Genomic DNA, 19049 nt, shown 5'->3' with positions numbered 1-19049 from the left:
ATTTTTCTAGTTAAAACTAACCAGCGTTACCGATACCAGTGTATGAACCGTAAAAGAAAATACCAAGAACAAAAATAACAGCTGTTCCACCTGCAGTCGCTACTAACCATAGAGGAAGTGCTCCCTCTGTCCACCGTCTTTCCCAGGAGACTGCAGGCGTACCATTTGGTAGACGATCTCCTGCTCGTCCATCAGGTCCTTTTAATTTGCTCATGATAAAGAGTTTTAGTTAAAGAAGTAACTGGAAAAAAGAATTCCCATTACAAAAACAAGTAAGAGTCCAAGATAAAGACTTGTTCGGTTTAATTCAACCGGAACTTTATTTGGATTTGGATTGACTTGCATGGATAATAAAGCAATCAGATGAAATTTGGTTATTTCAGACGCGTGTCAAGTTCAGCCTTGGAATCAAAGCGCTGAACAACAACAGGAGCTTTGCTTTCTCCAGCCTGAAAATACGTATCTGGTCTAGGAGTTCCAAAAGCGTCGTAGGCAAGCCCAGAAGACACAAATAGGAATCCTGCCACGAAGATCGCAGGAAGTGCCACTGCATGGATGATCCAATAGCGGACACTTGTAATGATCTCAAAAAACGGGCGTTCCCCGGTAGAGCCGGCAGCCATAGCCTCACTTAATCAGCTCAGTGATCTTATCAAGCGAAATCAAAAGAAACGAACAGTGTTGCAAGGTGGTTACACAGAGTCACGGAAATCATCAAAAATTAATGATTTCAACCCTGCCATCGCAATAAATTGCCCCTTTCCCCGAAGACAAAACCCTTCAGACTGTCACTATTAGAATCGTCCACAAACAAGATTCTAATGAAATTTGTTGGAACAAATTCACCAACAGGATCTTTTTCCCAAGTTTGTCCATCATCATTGCTGACTAATAAAGTTCCACTTCCTCCAGCCGCCCAAATGGAATTAGATGGATCCCAAGCAAGATCTTGATAGTTGTAACCGTTCACGATTGGGATGATGGGCTTTGACCAGGAGTCGACATCATCAGAGTTTGCATTAAATCTGATTTCAGCACCTCTAGAAAGCATCCATAAATCACCATTTGGCTGCTCACCAACACTTTGCACTCTCTTGCTACTTGCTCTTTGATGGGGACTCCATGTTGTCTCGCCTGGATTTAGAACTGAAAAAAAGTTGCCAAGACTACTAACGCTTAAATAACCACCGCTGTTTGTACGTCTTAATTCTCTTACTCCTCCAGAGCCGGAGGTATCAACAACTATTGCTTCCCAGTTGGTACCTGCATCAGTTGTTTTATAGATTGCTCCAGCAGTAGTTGCCAACTCAGCAGAATCAGTATCAATTGTTGTTATCAAATATGGATCTCCTGGCAACTTATTTCCCAAATTGAGTCGAGTCCAATTTTTCCCTCCATCAGTTGTATGAAGAATCAAACCTGGTTGGCCTGCAATCCATCCTTCTTGGCCCTTAAAATCAACGCTTATCAGACGAAAATTACCTTCGCTTGGAATATCCAAATTTCGTTCTTTCCAAGTAATTCCTCCATCATTTGTCTCAAGAATCAACCTATTTGTACCAACCAGAAACCCATTCTTATCATCTACAAAGTCAACGTCTAATGGGTTTGCTTCAGTATTGAGGTCAACAAGTGACCAAGGACTTGACGAGCCCATTGAAGCGTTACTAACAGTACAACTACTAAGAGCTATTCCAAGTGTGAAGACAAGAGTCAAATTGATGACATTTGAAAACAGACGTTTCATTTCAAAGAATAAAGAGAGAGAAAACAGGCAGCGGCTAAAGCCAGGCTTCCAAAGATAAGAACGTTTTTCTGGCCTGAAGGAAGTTTATTAAATCCAAAGCCATAAGTAAGGTTTTCTTCAAATCCACTAGGCTTTGATTTAGGTCCAATATCCTTATATCCACCAAATCCTACTCGACAGACTGGACATCTAAAATTGTCTCTATCTATGTCTGGGAATGCCGTTCCAGGTTCAATATTTAGCTTTTTGATACCTTCATCGGGGTCATAAATAAAACCGCAGCTCATGCACTCGAAGCGATTTAATTTTGGATCAAATTCCTCGGTTGAGCTTTTTGGTTCAAATGAAATTATTTGATTTTGTTTTTCATTAGAATTGAGATCTTCAAAAGGATTTGATTTTGTTTTTGTGTCTTGACTCACAGTTTTCACTTTCACATATAACAACTCTATGGCACAAATCCATAAAATGACTGTCAGAATGATATTGAAATCAGTAATTAATTCATGTTTTCCCTTCAGGGTTATGAGTATTTCTTAGGATTTCTTCTGATTTCCGGAGCCGTTCCCATTCTTGCTCTTACAACAAACAAGCTAATAGCGCCAAAAAGCAAAGCTGGAGAGAGACAACTTACATACGAATCAGGGATGGAGCCCATTGGAGGTGCATGGATTCAATTTAATATTCGTTACTACATGTTTGCACTTGTTTTCGTTATATTTGATGTTGAGACAGTGTTCCTTTACCCATGGGCAGTTGCATTTCACAAACTGGGGTTATTAGCATTTATAGAAGCACTTGTTTTTATCACAATATTGGTTGTGGCATTAGCATATGCGTGGAGAAAAGGTGCCCTTGAATGGAGTTAAATCCCTTGAATAAATCTCCCTCTTCCGAAGCAGTAAGAAATCTTAGAGAAGCTTCCTGTGGACCTGTAGGAACACCTGCAGTAACTAACGATCTAAGCGAAAACATAATCCTTACTAGCCTCGAAGATCTTCACAATTGGGCAAGACTAAGTAGTTTGTGGCCGTTACTTTATGGAACTGCTTGTTGTTTTATCGAATTCGCAGCTCTAATTGGATCTAGATTTGATTTTGACAGATTTGGATTGGTACCAAGAAGTTCTCCAAGGCAAGCTGATCTCCTAATAGTTGCAGGCACTGTCACAATGAAAATGGCACCTGCTCTTGTAAGGCTTTATGAGCAAATGCCAGATCCAAAATACGTAATTGCCATGGGAGCTTGCACTATTACAGGTGGGATGTTCAGCGCAGATTCAACTACAGCAGTAAGAGGTGTTGATAAACTAATCCCAGTTGACCTTTATCTTCCTGGGTGTCCTCCAAGACCAGAAGCAATATTCGATGCCGTTATCAAATTAAGAAAAAAAGTTGCCAACGAATCAATCTCTGAGAGATCGATGATTACTCAAACTCATAGGTATTTAACCATTCCTCATAAGATGAGGAGATCCGAGTCCAAAGTCAACGGGAAATATCTTAAAGCAAAAACACAATTGATTGCGTTAAACCCCTCTCTATCAGAGGAATTTGATCAATCTTTAAAAGAGGTTCAAAAAATATCTAAAGAACTTTCAAGTAATTAAACTCATCCTTAATAAACATGACAAATGACTCAAAAATAATAGTTGAAGAAAAAAACTCTGGCCCCATAAGTGAATGGCTTTCCAAAAATGGACTTGAGAACATTCCTCTCGAAAATGATCATCTGGGAGTTGAAGTTATAAAAATCATTCCAACCAATCTCCTAGCAACAGTTGAAGCATTAAAAATTGAAGGATTTAATTACCTCCAATGTCAAGGTGGATACGACGAGGGACCTGGTTTAAATATAGTCTGTTTCTATAATTTAATAGAAATGAGTGAATTTAAAAAAGATATTTCTCCTCGCGAAGTAAGACTAAAAGTTTTTCTTAATCGTGATGGGGATATGACTGTTCCAAGTTTGTATAGTCTTTTCAGAGGGGCCGATTGGCAAGAAAGAGAAACATTCGATATGTATGGTGTTAATTTCAAAGGGCACCCTCATCCAAAAAGACTTTTAATGCCAGAAGACTGGAAAGGTTGGCCACTAAGAAAAGACTATGTTCAGCCAGATTTTTATGAAATGCAAGATGCGTACTGATTTATTTCTTTTTTTTGTATCTTCTATAAAATCTCATTATTGCTAAAGCTAGACTTCTTGGATCATGCCTCAAAGTTGGATTAATCTTTGAAGATTGAAGAGCGGCAAAATAAACCTTATAGCCTCTAGATGCAAGATCGATCTTATTGCATTTTACTGGTTCAGACCCTTTTGATTTGTAGTAATCAATCAGTGGAGAAGGTTCTAATTCATCTTGAGCAAGGATTGAACTAAATATTTTACTTGTAATTCCAATGGATGCCAATTGAGCTTCAATCGCCCTTACATGCCCTGAAACATCAAGTCCATCAGTTTCACCTGGTTGAGTCATTAAATTGCATATGTAAAGTTTTGGGGCTTTGCTTTTCTCTATCGCTTCGACTATTTCAGGAACAAGCAGGTTAGGGAGGATAGATGTGAACAAACTTCCTGGGCCTATCAAAATGATTTCCGCATTTCTTATCGCTTCCAAAGCTCTAGGCAAGGCTGGGGGGCGCTGAGGAAAACAACCAATTCTCATTATTGGTGCGCATGCTTTCCCAATAGCCGATTCACCATCTATTCGGTCACCATTTTCAAGTTCAGCCCACAATTGAACATCTACATTAGTTGCTGGTACAACTTGACCCTGAACAGCAAGAACTTTACTTGAGGCAGTAATTGCTGTCTCTAAACTTCCAGTTATTGCAGTTAAAGCAGAAAGGAAAAGATTTCCAAAACTATGTCCCTTAAGTCCACTTCCAGCAGGAAATCGATACTGAAAAAGACCTGTTATTAGTGGCTCTTCCGTTGCCAAAGCTGCTAAACAATTTCTAATGTCGCCAGGAGGCTGAACTCCAAGCTCTCTCCTAAGAACTCCACTACTTCCTCCATCATCTGCAACAGTAACTATTGCTGTGATTCGACTGCTATATCTTTTTAATCCTTTTAATAATGAAGATAAACCTGTTCCTCCCCCAATAGCAACGATATTCGGACCTCTATTTAATTTTTGTTTAGCTCTTAATGCATCAACTAAAAAAGTATCTTTCTTGGAACCTAACGCCTGCTTAATAGATTCAAAACTTCTTCCTTGTCCCCAAATCAACAGAGATATGCCTATCAAAAAGACTATTGGTCCTGAAATATTTCTAGGGATGAAAGTGGTTATGAATCCTAAAAACAAAAAAAGCATTTCCACAACCCAATAAATTGGACGCAGATCAGCCCATATTGCAGCTCCAATCAAAGCAATTAACAAGCCCAAACCAGATGTAATCATCCACCTCTTCACTACTAGACCTGGCAATAGCCATCCAATTGCTCTTTTAAAGCGCGTATAAAGTTGAAAAGACAAACTAGCGAAAAAGGTTTTACGCAAAGTAGAGCTTTTAAAATTTCTTTTTCTTCTTTTTTTCAATGGATTTAAGTTAGAGAAGATTTCAACAAAGAGACCTAAATAATTAATTCATATAAACTCTAATTAAGCTTCACAATTTACGTATCTCATACAAAATGAGATATGTAAACAAACATTAGGAGAGAGTGTGCCAAAAAACACTCAAGTAATGTTGATGAAAAATCTCAGTGTGGAGCTGGGATCAAAGAAAGTTCTCAATGAGGTTAATCTTGCCATGAGTGCTGGTGAGAGACTGGCAATTGTTGGTCCATCCGGCTCAGGCAAATCAACAATACTTCGTTTACTAGCGGGATTACTCTTACCTTCCCGCGGAAGCCTTCAAATATCCGGCATTGAGCAACAATATTTAAGGCTAGATCAAAATACACCACCCGATGTGAGATTAGTTTTCCAAAACCCAGCGTTATTAGCATCTTTAACTGTTCGGGAGAATGTAGGGTTTTTGCTTGAAAAACAACAAATTTTTTCTAAAGAGATTATTAACCAAAAAGTCATAGATTGTTTACAAAAAGTAGGCTTATATGATGTCGCAGAAAAATTTCCCAATCAACTTAGTGGGGGAATGCAAAAAAGAGTAAGTTTTGCCCGTGCTTTAATTAGTGACTCCAAAAAAGTGAAAGGCTCAATTCCACTTCTACTATATGACGAACCAACGGCTGGTTTAGATCCAATAGCTTGTACTCGAATTGAAGATCTAATTATGAAAACAACTGATGCTGCTGATGGCTGTTCAATCGTAGTTAGTCACGTTTCAAGTACAATTGAAAGAACGGCTAATAGAGTTATTTTGCTTTACGATGGGAAGTTTAAATGGGATGGATCTATAGATCAATTTAAACAAAGTGAAAACTCCTATGTAAAACAATTTCGCACAGGTAATCTTCAAGGACCAATGCAACCTGAGGACTTTTAAATTTATGCGTAGAAGTTTACGAGATGCATTTGTTGGATTTTCACTATTAGGTGGATTGGTTATCTTTTCAGGAGCAATGCTTTGGTTAAGAGATTTTCGTTTAGGCTCAAAAACATGGGAAATATCTGCGAGCTTTAAAGATGCAAGTGGTCTTGCCAAGATGTCTCCAGTTACTTATCGGGGAATCATTGTTGGTTCTGTTCAAAAGATAAATTTCACCCCAAATAACGTTGATACTAAAATTAAATTAAACAATGATAATCTGATTTTGCCAAAACCTGTAATAGCTAAAATAGTTACAAGCTCTATGCTTGGAGGAGATGCGCAATTATCATTAGTTTCAATGGGCAAGTCATTAAATAGAAAAGAAATCATTACAGTCAAAAAAGATTGTCCTAACAAAAGAATTTTATGTTCTGGAGACAAGATTAAAGGTGTAGAGATGACAAGCATATCTAATTTGACGGAGGGTATAAATGGAATAATTGATGAAGCAGATAGACAATCAATCGTCAATAAAATATCAGAATCTATTCAACAATTTGATAGAACTCAAGCCAACCTTGATGAACTTGTTTTATTATCTAAATCAGAACTTCTAAGAGCAAAACCTATCATTTCTGAATTAACAAAAGCTTCTATTCATTTAAATAATATTCTTGAAAGTCTCGATAATCCGAAGACCCTTAAAGATATTCAGGAGCTTGCCGCAACATCTACTTCACTAACAAAGAAAATTGATCAAATGAGTTCAGACATGGGAAATATTATGGAAGACGAAGAACTCTTAGATGCTTTAAAAAGGGTAACTATAGGTTTGGGTAAATTATTTGATGATATATACCCTTAAAAAAACGAGTTTCAGGTGACGCTATTAATTGCATCCATTGCAATTGAAGCAATAGCTTTATCACTTGCCTTGGGTAATTGAACATATTTGCCACCAGATGCCTCAGCCAAATCTTTTCCCATCCCACTTGCAATAAACTTTCTTTCTGTATCAATCACTAGCAACTTAATGCCAAGTGCTCGATAGCGAGAAGCAACATCAAGAACTTCTTGCTTCAAGTCAGGAGGTTCTTCTCCCTCAAGAATAGGTTGTCCTAGTGAAGTACTTAATGGAACATTTCCTCTTCCATCAGTTATTGCTACGACGACAACCTGGCCGAGATCTCCTGTTGCTAAAGCATTTGCTCCTACTCGTGCAGCTTGAGTCAAACCATGCGCAAGTGGAGACCCTCCCCCACATGGCATTGCCTCAAGTCTTCTTTTTGCAGCAGTGATTGATCTTGTAGGAGGCAGCAAAACTTCTGCTTGATCTCCTCTGAAAGGGATAAGAGAAACCTCATCTCTATTTTCATAAGCTTCAGTTAGCAGACGAATAACAGCTCCCTTGGCACTCTGCATTCTATTTAGAGCCATTGAACCACTTGCATCAACCAAGAAAATAACTAATGCACCTGCCTTGCGCTGAAGTAATTTTGCACGCAAATCACCCTCCTCAACAATAACTTTTCTATTAGGTTCTCTTTCTCTTCTAGCTTTTTGATAAGGAGCTGCAGCTCTTAAAGTTGCGTCTACTGCAATCCTTCTAACAGGACCTCTTGGAAGAATTGGTTTTACATATCTTCCTCGGTTATCACTTAAAACAGCTGACCGACTTCCGCTATTTCCACTCTTTGATTTAGCAGAAGAAAAAAGCAACAAATCAGGATCAACAGCACATGCTTCTGGGTCAAGCATAAATTCTTCAGGAATGGGAGGGGACGACTCTTCATCTTGCTGCTCCTCCTGATCTTCTTCTTGGTCTTCTTCTTGCTCGTTATTGTCTTCCGAATCTTCTGGAGGCGGCGGCGGCGGAGTCTGATCTTCTGGCGCTGGGGGCTCCATTTCCTCTTCTGAGGGCATTTGCATTGCCCTCGGAGCAATTACAAGTCTTACTGCCGCCTTTAAATCTTCTGCGTCAACTGAATCTCTCCCGCACAAAGCAGCATGAGCCTTTGCAACTCTAACTGCATACAGCTCTGACCTATGACCTTCTACGCCTCCACGAATAGCCTCAACAACTAAGTATTCAATTTGATCCTCACTGATTTGAACATCTGGAAGCCATTGCCTTGCCAAAAGTAATTGCGTTGATAGAGATTCTGTATCTTCAGCCCATTTCTTAGAAAAAGCTTCGCTCGACTGCCCATGAGAAATAGCAGACTGGGTTATTTCGACTCTTTGTTCATTTGTAATTAATTGATCTGCAGACAGCACAATTGCAAATCTGTCCAAAAGATGGTCCCGCAATGCCCCTTCTTCAGGATTGTAAGTGGCAATCAATAGAGGACGACATGGGTGACTTAGACTCAATCCTTCTCGTTCAACTTTATTTTCTCCTGCCCCAACCGAAGCTAGAAGAAGATTAACAATGCCATCATCCAATAAATTCAATTCATCTATGTACAAAACTCCTCTGTGAGCTTCAGCTAGCAGTCCAGGCTGAAATACTGGTGTTCCACTTGATAACGAAGCAGCAACATCCACAGCACCAACAAGCCTATCTTCGGTTACTCCCAAGGGAACCTGAATAAAAGGAGCAGGCACAACTTTTTTAGGGAGATTTTCTAAGTCATTGGTATTTTCAAGATTGCCAATATTTTTTGTAAATAGCTTTTTAGTCAAATCATCCCACTCTCCTGAAAAAGAAGGATCTAAATTTCTACCCGCTGGATAAATAAATGAATCATCAACACCTTTAATATTAGTTAATTTTTCTAAATCAATTATTTCAATAGGTGGGAGAAGTGCGTGCAACCCTCTTGCTAAAACCGATTTACCAGTGCCACGACCACCCGCAATGATCACACCTCCCAACCCGGGATCCACAGCCGCAAGCATCAAAGCAAGCTTTAAAGTTCCATGGCCTGTAATTGCAGCCAAAGGGAAGGATCGATTGGCTCTATCCATAACAGCTATGTCTTTTTTAGCCGAAGACATATTATTGTTTTTCAATCCGCTGGAAACCATAGGGTTGGATAAATCAAGCAAATTTTTAAAAGTCTTTTAATATTCGCATGACTTATGCAAAACAAAAACTAGAATTGAAACTCGTCATCTCAATAGGCGCGAATATCCCTGGCATTCTTGGAGATCCCATAAATACAATCGTTGCCATAAGGCCGCAAATAGAAAAAAGCATACTTGAGTGGAATGTTGATTTTAATTATCCAGAAAATCACTCTCAAAATATTGATAAGTCTTTATCTTTTCAATGGGCTCCGCTGTTTGAGACTGAACCTCTCGGGGTTAAAATTAACCAACCTAAATTTATTAATACTGTACTAGTTGTAGAAGGGAAAGGATTCGCCACCGTTAAGCCAAACGAAGAAGCAGCTATCTATTTAATGAAGAAATTTTTAGAATTAGAAAAAGTCGCAGGAAGAAAAAGAGAGAACACAGCATCTTTATGGGGGCCAAGATCTTTAGATATTGACTTCATTTCTTGGGGAGAACTGCAGGTAGATAGCAGAACTCTGATTTTGCCTCATCCAAGATTAAGTGAAAGAAACTTTGTTTTAATTCCCCTTACAGAAGTTTTATCAAAAGCTCAAGGGAAACCGACAAGAATACATTCTAAAAACATTTGGCCTGAATAAAACTCGTAACAAAAATCACCAACCTTTTTTCAAAAAATCAGTCATCCTATTACTAATAAAAAAAATGCATGTCTATTCCAGGACCTGAACCATCAGAAATTATTGAGACAAAAGCTTGTCTTGATGCAAAAAAAATTCGTTTTGAAATTAATAAATTTCTTTTACCTAATTCAATGGAGGGCGAATTTGGAGTCATTCGTCATCCAGGAGCTGCATTGGCAGTACCCATAACAGATTCTGGAGAAGTTGTTATTCTTCGTCAATACAGATTTGCTTGCTCGAGAAGAATTCTTGAATTTCCAGCTGGAACATTAGAAGCTGGTGAAAGTCCACTTGAATCAATTAAAAGAGAAGTTCAAGAAGAAAGTGGTTACTCTGCTAAAAGATGGGACAACCTTGGAGAAATGCTTCCATGTCCAGGATATTCAGATGAAACAATTCATCTCTTTCTTGCAAGAGATTTAACTAAACTTAACCAGAAGCCTGAGGGCGATGCTGATGAAGATATTGAAGTATTAAAAATTGCACCCGAAAAGTTAAATGAAATTATTGCAAGTGGAGAAGAATCACTGGATGGTAAAACTATTACTGCATGGTTCAGAGCATGCCAAATCTTGAATAAAAAATGACACAGTTTCGATCAATATTTTGGCATAGAAGAGATTTAAGAATTGAAGACAATATAGGTCTATTTGAAGCAACTATAAATTCAAAAAATCTCGTAGGACTATATATTTTAGATCCCAATCTTTTAAATCTAAATAGAACTACATCTGAGGCTAAAAATTGGTTTTTGGGCGAAAGTCTTTTAGAGCTTCAAAAAAATTGGCTAAAGAGAGGAAGCCGTTTATTAATATTGAATGGAGATCCTATTAAATTAGTTTCTAAATTAGCTGATTTAATAAAAGCTGAATGTATTTACTGGAACGAAAATATTGAACCCTATGAAATCAATAGAGACAAAATAATCACAGAGCAGCTTAAAAAAGATAAAATAAAAGTATATACATTTTTAGATCAATTAATTGTTAATCCAATTAATATAAAAACAAATAATCAAGAACCTTATAAAGTTTATGGACCTTTTTATCGTAAATGGATTGATATAATCAATCAGACAAATATAACCAATAAAAATTCAATAGATATATCAAGAACATCTGAGAAAATTCGAGGTCTAGATGATAAAGAATTGTCACTAATTAAAAGCTCGGATTTAAACTATTGCATAACAAAAGAAAGTAAGCCTATTCATGATTTACTCTCTTTAAATAGATTCAAGGATACTAATCTTTGTCCTTGTAAACCAGGAGAGTCTGAATCAATAAAGCAATTAAACTTTTTCATAAATTCAGGAACTATAAATTCATATAATGAAGCAAGAGATATTCCATCATTAGAATCAACTTCTAATCTAAGTGCTGCTTTAAGTCTAGGGACAATAAGTTGCAGGGCAGTATGGAATGGAGCTCAACAATCAAAAAATCTAGCGACAAACCAATATCAAATAAACTCTATTGATACATGGATAAAGGAACTTGCTTGGAGAGAGTTTTATCAAAATGCTCTTATTAATTTCCCAGAGCTTGAGAAAGGTCCATATAGAGAAAAATGGTTAAATTTTCCATGGCAAAATAACTCTGATTGGTTTGAAAGATGGGTAAATGGATTAACTGGTATCCCAATCATTGATGCTGCGATGAGACAACTTAAGCATTCTGGATGGATGCATAATCGTTGCAGGATGATTGTTGCTTCTTTTCTAGTAAAAGATCTTTTAATTGATTGGAGATGGGGAGAACTTTTCTTCATGAAAAGCTTAGTTGATGGCGACTTGGCATCAAATAATGGAGGTTGGCAATGGAGTGCAAGCAGTGGTATGGATCCAAAACCTATGAGAATATTTAATCCATTTAGACAAGCTTCTAAATTCGATGAAAATGGTAATTATATCCGAAAATGGATTCCTGAGTTATCACATATTTCAACGCCTAATTTACTTTCAGGCGAAATAATTTCTGCGGAGAGAAATGGCTATCCAAAACCTATAATAAACCATAAAAATCAAACATCAATCTTCAAAGAATTATATTCGAGTATTAAGTAAATTATTTCTTAAAAATTTCCTTTATTTTATCAATTACATATGATTGCTCAATATATTTCAACTCGGGGAAAATAGGTAAACTAATCACCTCACTACATACTTTTTCAGTGATAGGAAGAGACCCTTTCTTATAGCCTAACTCTTTATATGCAGGCTGGAGATGTATGGGTATTGGGTAATAAATTATTGTATTTACTCCAAGCCTTTGAAGTTCAGATTTAAATAGATCTCTACTAAGAATAGAGAGAACATCCTTAGAAGAAAATTGAGTGTTTTTAACAAAAGAATTGTCCATTATTCTTATTGCAAATTGATTCCAAGAATGACTAGAATTATTGTGAAAAGTATAAGATGGTAATTTAATTGAATCTATAGTTAATAATGTATTTATATAATTCATTGCTATTACTTTTCTTTGCTCAATCCATTTATTTAATCGAGCTAACTTAACATTTAAGATTGCAGCTTGTAATGAGTCGAGTCTACTATTGTATCCAATTCTTGTATGAAAATATCTCTTTGGCATCCCATGAATAGCTAATTCCCTAATTATTTTTGCCAAATCATAGTCATCAGTAGTTATGGCTCCTCCATCTCCTGCTGCACCTAAGTTTTTAGTGGGAAAAAAACTAAAACAACCCACATCCCCATAACTTCCTACGGGTTTACCTCTCCAACGAGCACCAGCTGCTTGCGCACAATCTTCTATAACCTTTAGATTATTTAGTTCAGCAATTGCAATTATTTTATCCATATCTAGTGGATGACCAAACAAATGAACAGGCAAAATAGCTTTTGTTTTTGGAGTTATTGCTTCTTCTATTAAATCCAGATCCATAAGATAATTTTCAGGATTAATATCTACAAAAACCGGCCTAGCTCCAACACTCGTAATTGCTTCTGCAGTAGCAAAAAAACTAAATGATGAGGTAATAACCTCGTCACCTTGTCCGATATTTAATGCCCTTAAAGCAAGAATTAATGCATCAGTTCCACTATTACAACTAACTGAGTAAGAAGTTTCTGTAGATAAGGCAAAAGCTTTTTCGAAGGAAGTTACCTCTTCTCCTCCGATATATGTTCCACTTCTAAAAACTTTTATTAAAGCTTCTTCAATCTCTTCTCCAATTTCAGAAATTTGAGCGTCAAGGCTAAAAGGAGGTATTTGCATAACTATTTAAATTAAGTTGCAAGAATGAACAATCAAAAAGAAGCTCATTAATTCATCCAAACCACTCAGGCTCCATACCAGGATGCCATTTGATGTTGCAACCAATAGAAGGTTTTTGATGAGATGAAATATCTTCTCCCTTTAGTAATGATCTGAGTGCTAAACGAATATCATCACCAGAAACAGGTATTTCATTGCCTGGACGACTTTCATCCATTTGTCCCCTGTATCTCAATGTTGAGCCTCCATCTAAAGAAGGCCAAAAAATATAAAAATCAGGCGTACATGCGGCTTTAAGCGCCTTTGCTAATTTTTGATCAGAATCGAATAAATATGGAAACTTCCATCCCAGTTGATTAGCTTGAGAAGCAAGGAATTCTGGCGCGTCTTGCGGGTGTGTTTTCACGCTATTGCTTGAAACAGCCAAAAATTGAACGTCTTCACCAAAAGAATTGAATAACTTTGTGATTCCGCTTTCTACATGTTTAACAAATGGACAATGAGCGCATATGACCATCAAAAACAATGGTCTTTTTGTTAATTCAAAACTACTGATATGAGTAAGACCTTTTAAAGAATCATCCGGAGCAAGGTTCACGCCTGAAACCACATCTAACTTAAAAGCGGGCAACTGCGTTCCTAATGGAAGCATTGTTGAAGCTGTTCGAACCATGATTCTTATACTTATAGGGGTGAAAGGATTACAGAACTTTTAACTATATATTCATTTAACTATGAGTCTTAGCCCTAAATAGGGGACAATTAGTAATACTAACCAAATGAGTCCGAAAGATGCTTCTCGATCTTAGTGGCAAAAAAATCCTTGTTACCGGAATAGCAAACAACAGATCAATTGCCTGGGGCATTGCACAACAGTTAAAAGCAGCTGGAGCTGAACTAGGAATTACATACTTGCCCGATGAAAAAGGTAGATTTGAAGCAAAAGTAAAAGAACTTACGTCTCCTCTAAATCCAAGCCTGTTTTTGCCACTTAATGTGCAAAACTCTTCTCAAATTGAGGAAGTTTTTGAAGCCATTAAAAATCAATGGGGACAGATTGATGGACTAGTTCATTGTCTAGCGTTTGCGGGGAAAGAAGAATTAGTAGGTAATTACAGTGCGACTTCTTCAGAGGGATTCTCCAGAGCCCTAGAAATTAGCGCTTACTCACTCGCCCCACTATGTAAATATGCAAAACCTCTCTTCAGTAAAGGTGCAGGCGTAGTCACCTTGACGTATTTAGGAGCAGAAAGAGCGATTCCCAATTACAACGTAATGGGAGTTGCCAAAGCAGCTTTGGAGGCATCCGTTAGATATCTTTCTGAGGAGCTTGGTCCTGAAAAACAGGTTCGAGTAAATGCTATCAGTGCTGGGCCAATAAGAACTTTAGCGAGTTCAGCCATAGGAGGAATTCTGGACATGATTCATAACGTCGAAGAAAAAGCTCCCCTCAGAAGAACCGTAACTCAAATCGAGGTAGGTAACACCGCTGCTTTCTTGCTTAGCGATCTTTCGAGTGGTATATCAGGACAAACTGTTTATGTTGACGCAGGTTATTGCATAAATGGAATGTAATTCCAAACCAACACAAATTGCTAATCAAATATGAAAAAAACTAGAGCAGGAGAGATTAGTCGGAAGACTAAGGAAACTGACGTCTTTGTGAAGATTGATCTTGATGGTTCTGGAAAATGCATTGCAAATACTGGGATTGGTTTTCTAGACCATATGATCCAACAATTATCTAGTCATGGATTATTTGATATTGAAGTAAGAGCTAATGGAGATACTCACATAGACGATCATCACAGCAATGAAGATGTGGGGATTGCTATTGGACAAGCTTTGTCAAAAGCATTAGGTGATCGAGTTGGAATAAAGCGCTTTGGTCATTTTTTAGCTCCACTTGATGAAGCTCTTATTCAGGTTGTGGTTGATTGTTCCGGTCGGCCACATTTAAGTTTTAATTTAGATATTCCTTCTCAAAAAGTCGGCACTTACGATACTGAGTTGGTTAAAGAATTTTTCGGTGCTGTTGTTAGTAATGGTGGCTTAACTCTCCACATCAAACAACTCTCGGGAAACAATACTCACCACATAATTGAGGCTACTTTTAAATCTTTTGCAAGAGCTCTTCGGATGGCTACTGAAATTGACCAGAGAAGATCAGGTCAAATCCCAAGCAGTAAAGGAGTTCTTGAACAGGCTGGTCAATAGAAAGTGCCTATTTTAATAAATCATTTTGACCTTCAGCTCGCAAAAGTAAAAAGTTTAAGCGAAAATTAGGTTTTCAAGCAAAATAGTGGCAGTTAGTTATTTAAAAAGAGAATCATCACCACAGCAAACAAGCTTCAACAAAAAAGATTGGTCAAGTGCATATTGCAATGTTGACAAAGAATTAGATCAGGCTGAACTCAAACTGGTAAAAGGATCTATTCCTGAGCAAATTTCTGGTACCTTTTATCGAAATGGGCCAGGCAGATTAGAGAGAGGCGGGAGATGGGTCCATCATCCATTTGATGGAGATGGCATGATTGCTGCCTTCAAATTTGAAAATGGGAAAATACGCCTGACAAATCGTTTTATTCGTACAAAGGAATGGACAGAAGAAGAAAAATCTCAGAAATTTCTATATAGAGGTGTATTTGGAACTCAAAAAGAAGGCGGGGTATTAGCTAATGCTTTTGATGTAAGGCTAAAAAATATTGCTAATACTCACGTAGTAAAACTTGGAGCTGAATTACTAGCTTTATGGGAAGCCTCCAGTCCATATTCACTTAATCCAAATACACTGGAGACCAATGGCATATCTGATTTAAATGGAGTTTTAAAAAAAGGTGAGGCGTTTAGTGCTCATCCTCGATTTGACCCTGGCCATCATAAAAGTCAAAGAATGGTCACTTTTGGGGTATCTACAGGTCCTAAAAGCACAATTAGATTGATGGAATTTTCCACGGAGGGAGAAAATATTGGCTCTCTTTTAAGTGATAGAAAAGATTCATTTAATGGATTTGCGTTCTTGCATGATTTCGCCATAACTCCAAACTGGGCAATATTCCTGCAAAATGCTATTAGTTTTAATCCTCTCCCGTTCCTACTTGGACAAAAAGGGGCCGCACAATGTCTAGCTTCCAAACCCGATGGAACCCCAAAATTTTTACTAATTCCAAGGGACTCTGGGAAATTTGCTGGCCAAACTCCAAAATCTGTTAATGCCCCTAAGGGTTTTGTTTTTCATCATCTAAATGCTTGGGAGGACAATGAAAAAATCAATGTTGAAAGTATTTTTTATGATGATTTTCCTAGCATTGGACCCGAGGATAATTTTAGAGAAATTGATTTTGATCTTTTACCAGAGGGAATTTTGAAAAGAAGTGAAATCAATCCAATAGAAAATACATTTACATGTTCAACCATAAGCAATCAATGTTGTGAATTTGCAATGGTCAATCCTAATTTTGAAGGACGAAAGGCACGCTTTAGTTGGATGGCAACTGCCGAGCAAAAGGAAGGTAATGGGCCACTCCAAGCTATAAAAAAAATTGATTTAATAGACAATAAAGAAATTAGTTGGAGTGCTGCTCCAAGGGGTTTTGTAAGTGAGCCAATATTTATTCCTTCCAAAGAATCAAAATCAGAAGAAGACAATGGATGGGTAATTGTATTGGTTTGGAATAGCATCAGATCTGGAACTGATTTAATAATTCTTGATTCTAAAGATCTTACTGAAAAAGCTATCCTTGAGGTTCCTATTTCAATCCCCCATGGATTACACGGAAGCTGGGTTGAAAACTAGTAAGAAAAAAATTTTTTACAGCACTAAATCTACTTATTTATTCAATTTAATAGCTTTTTCAATTCTGGTATGAGCAATTTGAATGCATTCCCTCTGTGACCAATCTGCTTCTTTTTTTCGTGATCCATTTCCGCATAAGTCTCACCTAATCGGGAAACTTCAAAAATCGGATCATATCCAAAACCATTTTTCCCTTTCGGGGACAAAGTTATTAAACCTTCGCAAAAGCCTGTGACTTCTATCAACGCTTTAACCCCACTAGCAATACATAATGCACATTCAAATTTAGCTTTTCTATTTTTAAAAGGTTTTAGCTCTGCTAATAGTTTTTCAATTCTTTCCTCATCTGAATTTGCGTACCTAGAAGAATAAATACCTGGAGCCCCTCCAAGAGACTCCACACTTAACCCAGAGTCGTCAGCAAGAGACAAATTACCTGTTGCCTGACTAACAGCAATCGCCTTAATTCTTGCATTTTCCATAAATGTATTTCCTGTTTCCTCAATTTCAAATCCAACAGGTTGAGTCATTAAACTAAATGGAAAATCGTTCAAAAGTTTTTTAAATTCTGCGATTTTACCTTGATTGCCACTCGCAATTACTAGAGGGAGCTTATCCAAAACTATTGTCTAAAAGTTGCTTTGCATAATACAAAGTTGACGTCACTTCTTTGCTGGATGGAGCCTCACAATAAATTCTTAAAAGAGGCTCTGTTCCAGAGAAGCGGAACATAAGCCAATGACTTTTATCAAGTACAAGTTTTATTCCATCCGTTGAAATAACCTCTAAAACTGATTTATGACCTATTGAAGATGGAGTTTTCTGTTTCAAAAAATTTTCCAAGTTTCTTCTCATTTCCATATCTTTGAGAGTTAAATCAATACGTTCAAAATGACTCTCGCCAAAACGAGCATGAAGAGAATCTATTTTCTCACCCAAGCATTTACTATCAGCAACCATTGACTCCATCAAAAGCAAAGCAGTAAACAAAGCATCACGTTCTGGCAAATGATGTCCAAATCCAACCCCCCCTGACTCCTCTCCACCAATAAGAACTTCTCTCGAAAGCATTTCTTCAGCAATATATTTAAATCCAACTGGCTTCTCGAGCACTTCTCTCCCCAAATCCTCCGCAACAAATCGCATCAAGTCAGAGCCACTTACAGTTTTAACTACACAACCTGGCATATTTTTGAATCTTGCTAGATGATCTATCAGCACAGGCATTAACAACTGTGTATTGCAATATCTACCTTTTTCATCTATCACCGCGATTCGATCTCCGTCTCCATCAAAAACTATACCCATGGACAACTTACCCTCTTTAAACGAGTCCTTAACTTTTTGTATTAATTCAGATAAATAAGCTTTCATAGGTTCTGGTGGATTCCCGCCAAAACAAGGATCTCTGTTTGTTCTCAATTCATAAATAAGCTCATTACCATCAGAGCCGAATAATTCAGACATGCAGCCCGCAGCAGATCCGTGCATTGGATCAACAAATATTTTCACATCCAATTTTCTTAAGCCATCAGCAATCAAAGGGATATCAAATTTCTGACTAATCCCCAATAAATGTTGTTTTCGAAAATCAACTCTCTCTGTTGCGTCTTCAATTGGAATTGATATCCCTCCAGCGTTTAATCTTTTTTGAACGGAGTCGGTGAAAGAGCTATCAACTGAGCCTCCAAAAGGACCTTTGATTTTCAAACCCAACCATTCGCATGGGTTATGACTTGCTGTAATCACAAGTGCACCAAGTGCATTTTCTTCAACTATTCCCCAACTACAAGAGGGTGTTGGCAGCGCAGAACAAGACAACAAAGGTAATAAATCTACTCCTCTAACTGCAGATGCAACCGCCTCAGCTAGCTCCTCTGCGAGGAAACGTCGGTCATAACCAATTATTATTTTATTATTTTTTTTCTCTTTCACATAAGCAAGCTCTTGAGCTGCTGCTGCTGAAACTTTAAGTAATCTTTCCAAAGTAAAATCAACGCCTAATATTCCCCTCCATCCGTCTGTTCCGAAAGAAATATCCTTTTGAGCGAGATTCAACTTTTTCTTTTTCATCTTTATGTTGGCAAACTTTGTTCTTAAAGAAATTCAGATTAATCTCTAAGT

General features: G+C 37.5%; 22 protein-coding genes. 11 read left to right on the top strand and 11 right to left on the bottom strand.

The window, feature by feature from the left end:
* Window positions 1–16: 16 nt before the first annotated feature.
* The 5 genes from AC6EI2_RS09925 to AC6EI2_RS09905 form a co-directional block, all read right to left on the bottom strand.
* A complete protein-coding gene (locus AC6EI2_RS09925; protein WP_498462173.1) occupies window positions 17–214 on the bottom strand; it encodes a photosystem II reaction center protein J in 198 nt (65 codons plus the stop codon).
* Between the two features lie 11 nt (window positions 215–225).
* Window positions 226–345 carry a photosystem II reaction center protein PsbL gene (psbL, locus tag AC6EI2_RS09920; protein ID WP_011294297.1) on the bottom strand — a complete coding sequence of 40 codons (120 nt, stop codon included), beginning with the start codon at window positions 343–345 and terminating at the stop codon, window positions 226–228.
* Between the two features lie 29 nt (window positions 346–374).
* Window positions 375–623 carry a cytochrome b559 subunit alpha gene (psbE, locus tag AC6EI2_RS09915; RefSeq protein WP_011294296.1) on the bottom strand — a complete coding sequence of 83 codons (249 nt, stop codon included), beginning with the start codon at window positions 621–623 and terminating at the stop codon, window positions 375–377.
* Between the two features lie 107 nt (window positions 624–730).
* On the bottom strand, window positions 731–1747 hold the full coding sequence (locus AC6EI2_RS09910; protein WP_498462172.1) for a photosynthesis system II assembly factor Ycf48: 1017 nt from the start codon (window positions 1745–1747) through the stop codon (window positions 731–733).
* Entirely contained in the window at window positions 1744–2100 is a 357-nt protein-coding gene (locus AC6EI2_RS09905) for a rubredoxin (protein WP_498463485.1), read from the bottom strand. The genes AC6EI2_RS09910 and AC6EI2_RS09905 overlap by 4 nt, the downstream gene beginning before the upstream one ends.
* Window positions 2101–2253: 153 nt before the next feature.
* On the opposite strand from AC6EI2_RS09905, the gene AC6EI2_RS09900 reads away from it, so the two are divergent.
* Genes AC6EI2_RS09900 through AC6EI2_RS09890 form a run of 3 tightly spaced genes read left to right on the top strand, consistent with a single transcriptional unit; the run spans window position 2254 to window position 3895 of the window.
* The gene (locus AC6EI2_RS09900) at window positions 2254–2616 is read left to right on the top strand and encodes an NAD(P)H-quinone oxidoreductase subunit 3 (protein ID WP_011294293.1); all 363 of its coding nucleotides are present in this window, start codon (window positions 2254–2256) and stop codon (window positions 2614–2616) included.
* Window positions 2607–3356, top strand: a complete 750-nt coding sequence (gene nuoB, locus AC6EI2_RS09895; protein ID WP_498462171.1) for an NADH-quinone oxidoreductase subunit NuoB — start codon at window positions 2607–2609, stop codon at window positions 3354–3356. The genes AC6EI2_RS09900 and nuoB overlap by 10 nt, the downstream gene beginning before the upstream one ends.
* Before the next feature lie 17 nt (window positions 3357–3373).
* Window positions 3374–3895: an NAD(P)H-quinone oxidoreductase subunit J gene (locus tag AC6EI2_RS09890; protein WP_498462170.1), complete on the top strand. Its 522-nt coding sequence runs from the start codon at window positions 3374–3376 to the stop codon at window positions 3893–3895.
* Between the two features lies 1 nt (window position 3896).
* Here AC6EI2_RS09890 and AC6EI2_RS09885 read toward each other — a convergent pair whose 3' ends face one another.
* Window positions 3897–5294, bottom strand: a complete 1398-nt coding sequence (locus tag AC6EI2_RS09885) for a gluconeogenesis factor YvcK family protein (protein ID WP_498462169.1) — start codon at window positions 5292–5294, stop codon at window positions 3897–3899.
* Between the two features lie 127 nt (window positions 5295–5421).
* On the opposite strand from AC6EI2_RS09885, the gene AC6EI2_RS09880 reads away from it, so the two are divergent.
* Both AC6EI2_RS09880 and AC6EI2_RS09875 read left to right on the top strand, forming a co-directional pair.
* Window positions 5422–6207 carry an ABC transporter ATP-binding protein gene (locus tag AC6EI2_RS09880; protein ID WP_498462168.1) on the top strand — a complete coding sequence of 262 codons (786 nt, stop codon included), beginning with the start codon at window positions 5422–5424 and terminating at the stop codon, window positions 6205–6207.
* Window positions 6208–6211: 4 nt separating this feature from the next.
* On the top strand, window positions 6212–7057 hold the full coding sequence (locus AC6EI2_RS09875; RefSeq protein WP_498462167.1) for an MlaD family protein: 846 nt from the start codon (window positions 6212–6214) through the stop codon (window positions 7055–7057).
* Window positions 7058–7068: 11 nt separating this feature from the next.
* Here AC6EI2_RS09875 and bchD read toward each other — a convergent pair whose 3' ends face one another.
* Window positions 7069–9222 (bottom strand): magnesium chelatase ATPase subunit D, encoded by a 2154-nt coding sequence (gene bchD, locus AC6EI2_RS09870; protein WP_498462166.1) that lies wholly within the window; start codon window positions 9220–9222, stop codon window positions 7069–7071.
* A 47-nt stretch (window positions 9223–9269) separates the two neighbouring features.
* On the opposite strand from bchD, the gene folK reads away from it, so the two are divergent.
* The 3 genes from folK (at window position 9270) to AC6EI2_RS09855 (ending at window position 11958) form a co-directional block, all read left to right on the top strand.
* Window positions 9270–9851: a 2-amino-4-hydroxy-6-hydroxymethyldihydropteridine diphosphokinase gene (gene folK / locus AC6EI2_RS09865; protein WP_498462165.1), complete on the top strand. Its 582-nt coding sequence runs from the start codon at window positions 9270–9272 to the stop codon at window positions 9849–9851.
* A 68-nt stretch (window positions 9852–9919) separates the two neighbouring features.
* Window positions 9920–10480: an NUDIX hydrolase gene (locus AC6EI2_RS09860; RefSeq protein ID WP_498462164.1), complete on the top strand. Its 561-nt coding sequence runs from the start codon at window positions 9920–9922 to the stop codon at window positions 10478–10480.
* Window positions 10477–11958, top strand: coding sequence for a cryptochrome/photolyase family protein (locus tag AC6EI2_RS09855; RefSeq protein WP_498462163.1), 1482 nt, complete (start codon window positions 10477–10479; stop codon window positions 11956–11958). Before AC6EI2_RS09860 ends, AC6EI2_RS09855 begins: the two co-directional genes overlap by 4 nt.
* Window position 11959: 1 nt before the next feature.
* On the opposite strand, the gene AC6EI2_RS09850 is transcribed toward AC6EI2_RS09855, so the two are convergent.
* Window positions 11960–13129 (bottom strand): DegT/DnrJ/EryC1/StrS family aminotransferase, encoded by a 1170-nt coding sequence (locus AC6EI2_RS09850; protein WP_498462162.1) that lies wholly within the window; start codon window positions 13127–13129, stop codon window positions 11960–11962.
* A 52-nt stretch (window positions 13130–13181) separates the two neighbouring features.
* Window positions 13182–13802, bottom strand: coding sequence for a thioredoxin family protein (locus AC6EI2_RS09845; protein WP_498462161.1), 621 nt, complete (start codon window positions 13800–13802; stop codon window positions 13182–13184).
* Window positions 13803–13921: 119 nt separating this feature from the next.
* On the opposite strand from AC6EI2_RS09845, the gene fabI reads away from it, so the two are divergent.
* The 3 genes from fabI (at window position 13922) to AC6EI2_RS09830 (ending at window position 16925) form a co-directional block, all read left to right on the top strand.
* Entirely contained in the window at window positions 13922–14704 is a 783-nt protein-coding gene (gene fabI / locus AC6EI2_RS09840) for an enoyl-ACP reductase FabI (protein ID WP_498462160.1), read from the top strand.
* A 30-nt stretch (window positions 14705–14734) separates the two neighbouring features.
* Entirely contained in the window at window positions 14735–15346 is a 612-nt protein-coding gene (gene hisB / locus AC6EI2_RS09835) for an imidazoleglycerol-phosphate dehydratase HisB (RefSeq protein WP_498462159.1), read from the top strand.
* 85 nt (window positions 15347–15431) lie between these two features.
* Window positions 15432–16925 carry a carotenoid oxygenase family protein gene (locus AC6EI2_RS09830; RefSeq protein ID WP_498462158.1) on the top strand — a complete coding sequence of 498 codons (1494 nt, stop codon included), beginning with the start codon at window positions 15432–15434 and terminating at the stop codon, window positions 16923–16925.
* A gap of 41 nt (window positions 16926–16966) precedes the next feature.
* Here the strand turns inward: AC6EI2_RS09830 and rdgB are convergent, their stop codons facing one another.
* On the bottom strand, window positions 16967–17545 hold the full coding sequence (rdgB, locus tag AC6EI2_RS09825) for an RdgB/HAM1 family non-canonical purine NTP pyrophosphatase (protein ID WP_498462157.1): 579 nt from the start codon (window positions 17543–17545) through the stop codon (window positions 16967–16969).
* Window positions 17538–18998 (bottom strand): phosphoglucomutase/phosphomannomutase family protein, encoded by a 1461-nt coding sequence (locus AC6EI2_RS09820; protein WP_498462156.1) that lies wholly within the window; start codon window positions 18996–18998, stop codon window positions 17538–17540. Before AC6EI2_RS09820 ends, rdgB begins: the two co-directional genes overlap by 8 nt.
* Between the last annotated feature and the right edge of the window lie 51 nt (window positions 18999–19049).

This window comes from Prochlorococcus sp. MIT2302, from assembly GCF_059772385.1.
This window is presented reverse-complemented; position numbering and strand designations above follow the sequence as displayed.

Bases quoted from the DNA above. Each gene is read 5' to 3' on its own strand.
- bchD (WP_498462166.1), bottom strand. From the start codon at position 9,222: ATGGTTTCCAGCGGATTGAAAAACAATAATATGTCTTCGGCTAAAAAA.
- AC6EI2_RS09925 (WP_498462173.1), bottom strand. From the start codon at position 214: ATGAGCAAATTAAAAGGACCTGATGGACGAGCAGGAGATCGTCTACCA.
- AC6EI2_RS09875 (WP_498462167.1), top strand. From the start codon at position 6,212: ATGCGTAGAAGTTTACGAGATGCATTTGTTGGATTTTCACTATTAGGT.
- AC6EI2_RS09850 (WP_498462162.1), bottom strand. From the start codon at position 13,129: ATGCAAATACCTCCTTTTAGCCTTGACGCTCAAATTTCTGAAATTGGA.
- folK (WP_498462165.1), top strand. From the start codon at position 9,270: ATGACTTATGCAAAACAAAAACTAGAATTGAAACTCGTCATCTCAATA.
- psbL (WP_011294297.1), bottom strand. From the start codon at position 345: ATGCAAGTCAATCCAAATCCAAATAAAGTTCCGGTTGAATTAAACCGA.
- psbE (WP_011294296.1), bottom strand. From the start codon at position 623: ATGGCTGCCGGCTCTACCGGGGAACGCCCGTTTTTTGAGATCATTACA.
- nuoB (WP_498462171.1), top strand. From the start codon at position 2,607: ATGGAGTTAAATCCCTTGAATAAATCTCCCTCTTCCGAAGCAGTAAGA.
- AC6EI2_RS09910 (WP_498462172.1), bottom strand. From the start codon at position 1,747: ATGAAACGTCTGTTTTCAAATGTCATCAATTTGACTCTTGTCTTCACA.
- AC6EI2_RS09820 (WP_498462156.1), bottom strand. From the start codon at position 18,998: ATGAAAAAGAAAAAGTTGAATCTCGCTCAAAAGGATATTTCTTTCGGA.
- AC6EI2_RS09855 (WP_498462163.1), top strand. From the start codon at position 10,477: ATGACACAGTTTCGATCAATATTTTGGCATAGAAGAGATTTAAGAATT.
- AC6EI2_RS09845 (WP_498462161.1), bottom strand. From the start codon at position 13,802: ATGGTTCGAACAGCTTCAACAATGCTTCCATTAGGAACGCAGTTGCCC.
- AC6EI2_RS09890 (WP_498462170.1), top strand. From the start codon at position 3,374: ATGACAAATGACTCAAAAATAATAGTTGAAGAAAAAAACTCTGGCCCC.
- hisB (WP_498462159.1), top strand. From the start codon at position 14,735: ATGAAAAAAACTAGAGCAGGAGAGATTAGTCGGAAGACTAAGGAAACT.
- AC6EI2_RS09900 (WP_011294293.1), top strand. From the start codon at position 2,254: ATGTTTTCCCTTCAGGGTTATGAGTATTTCTTAGGATTTCTTCTGATT.
- fabI (WP_498462160.1), top strand. From the start codon at position 13,922: ATGCTTCTCGATCTTAGTGGCAAAAAAATCCTTGTTACCGGAATAGCA.
- AC6EI2_RS09860 (WP_498462164.1), top strand. From the start codon at position 9,920: ATGTCTATTCCAGGACCTGAACCATCAGAAATTATTGAGACAAAAGCT.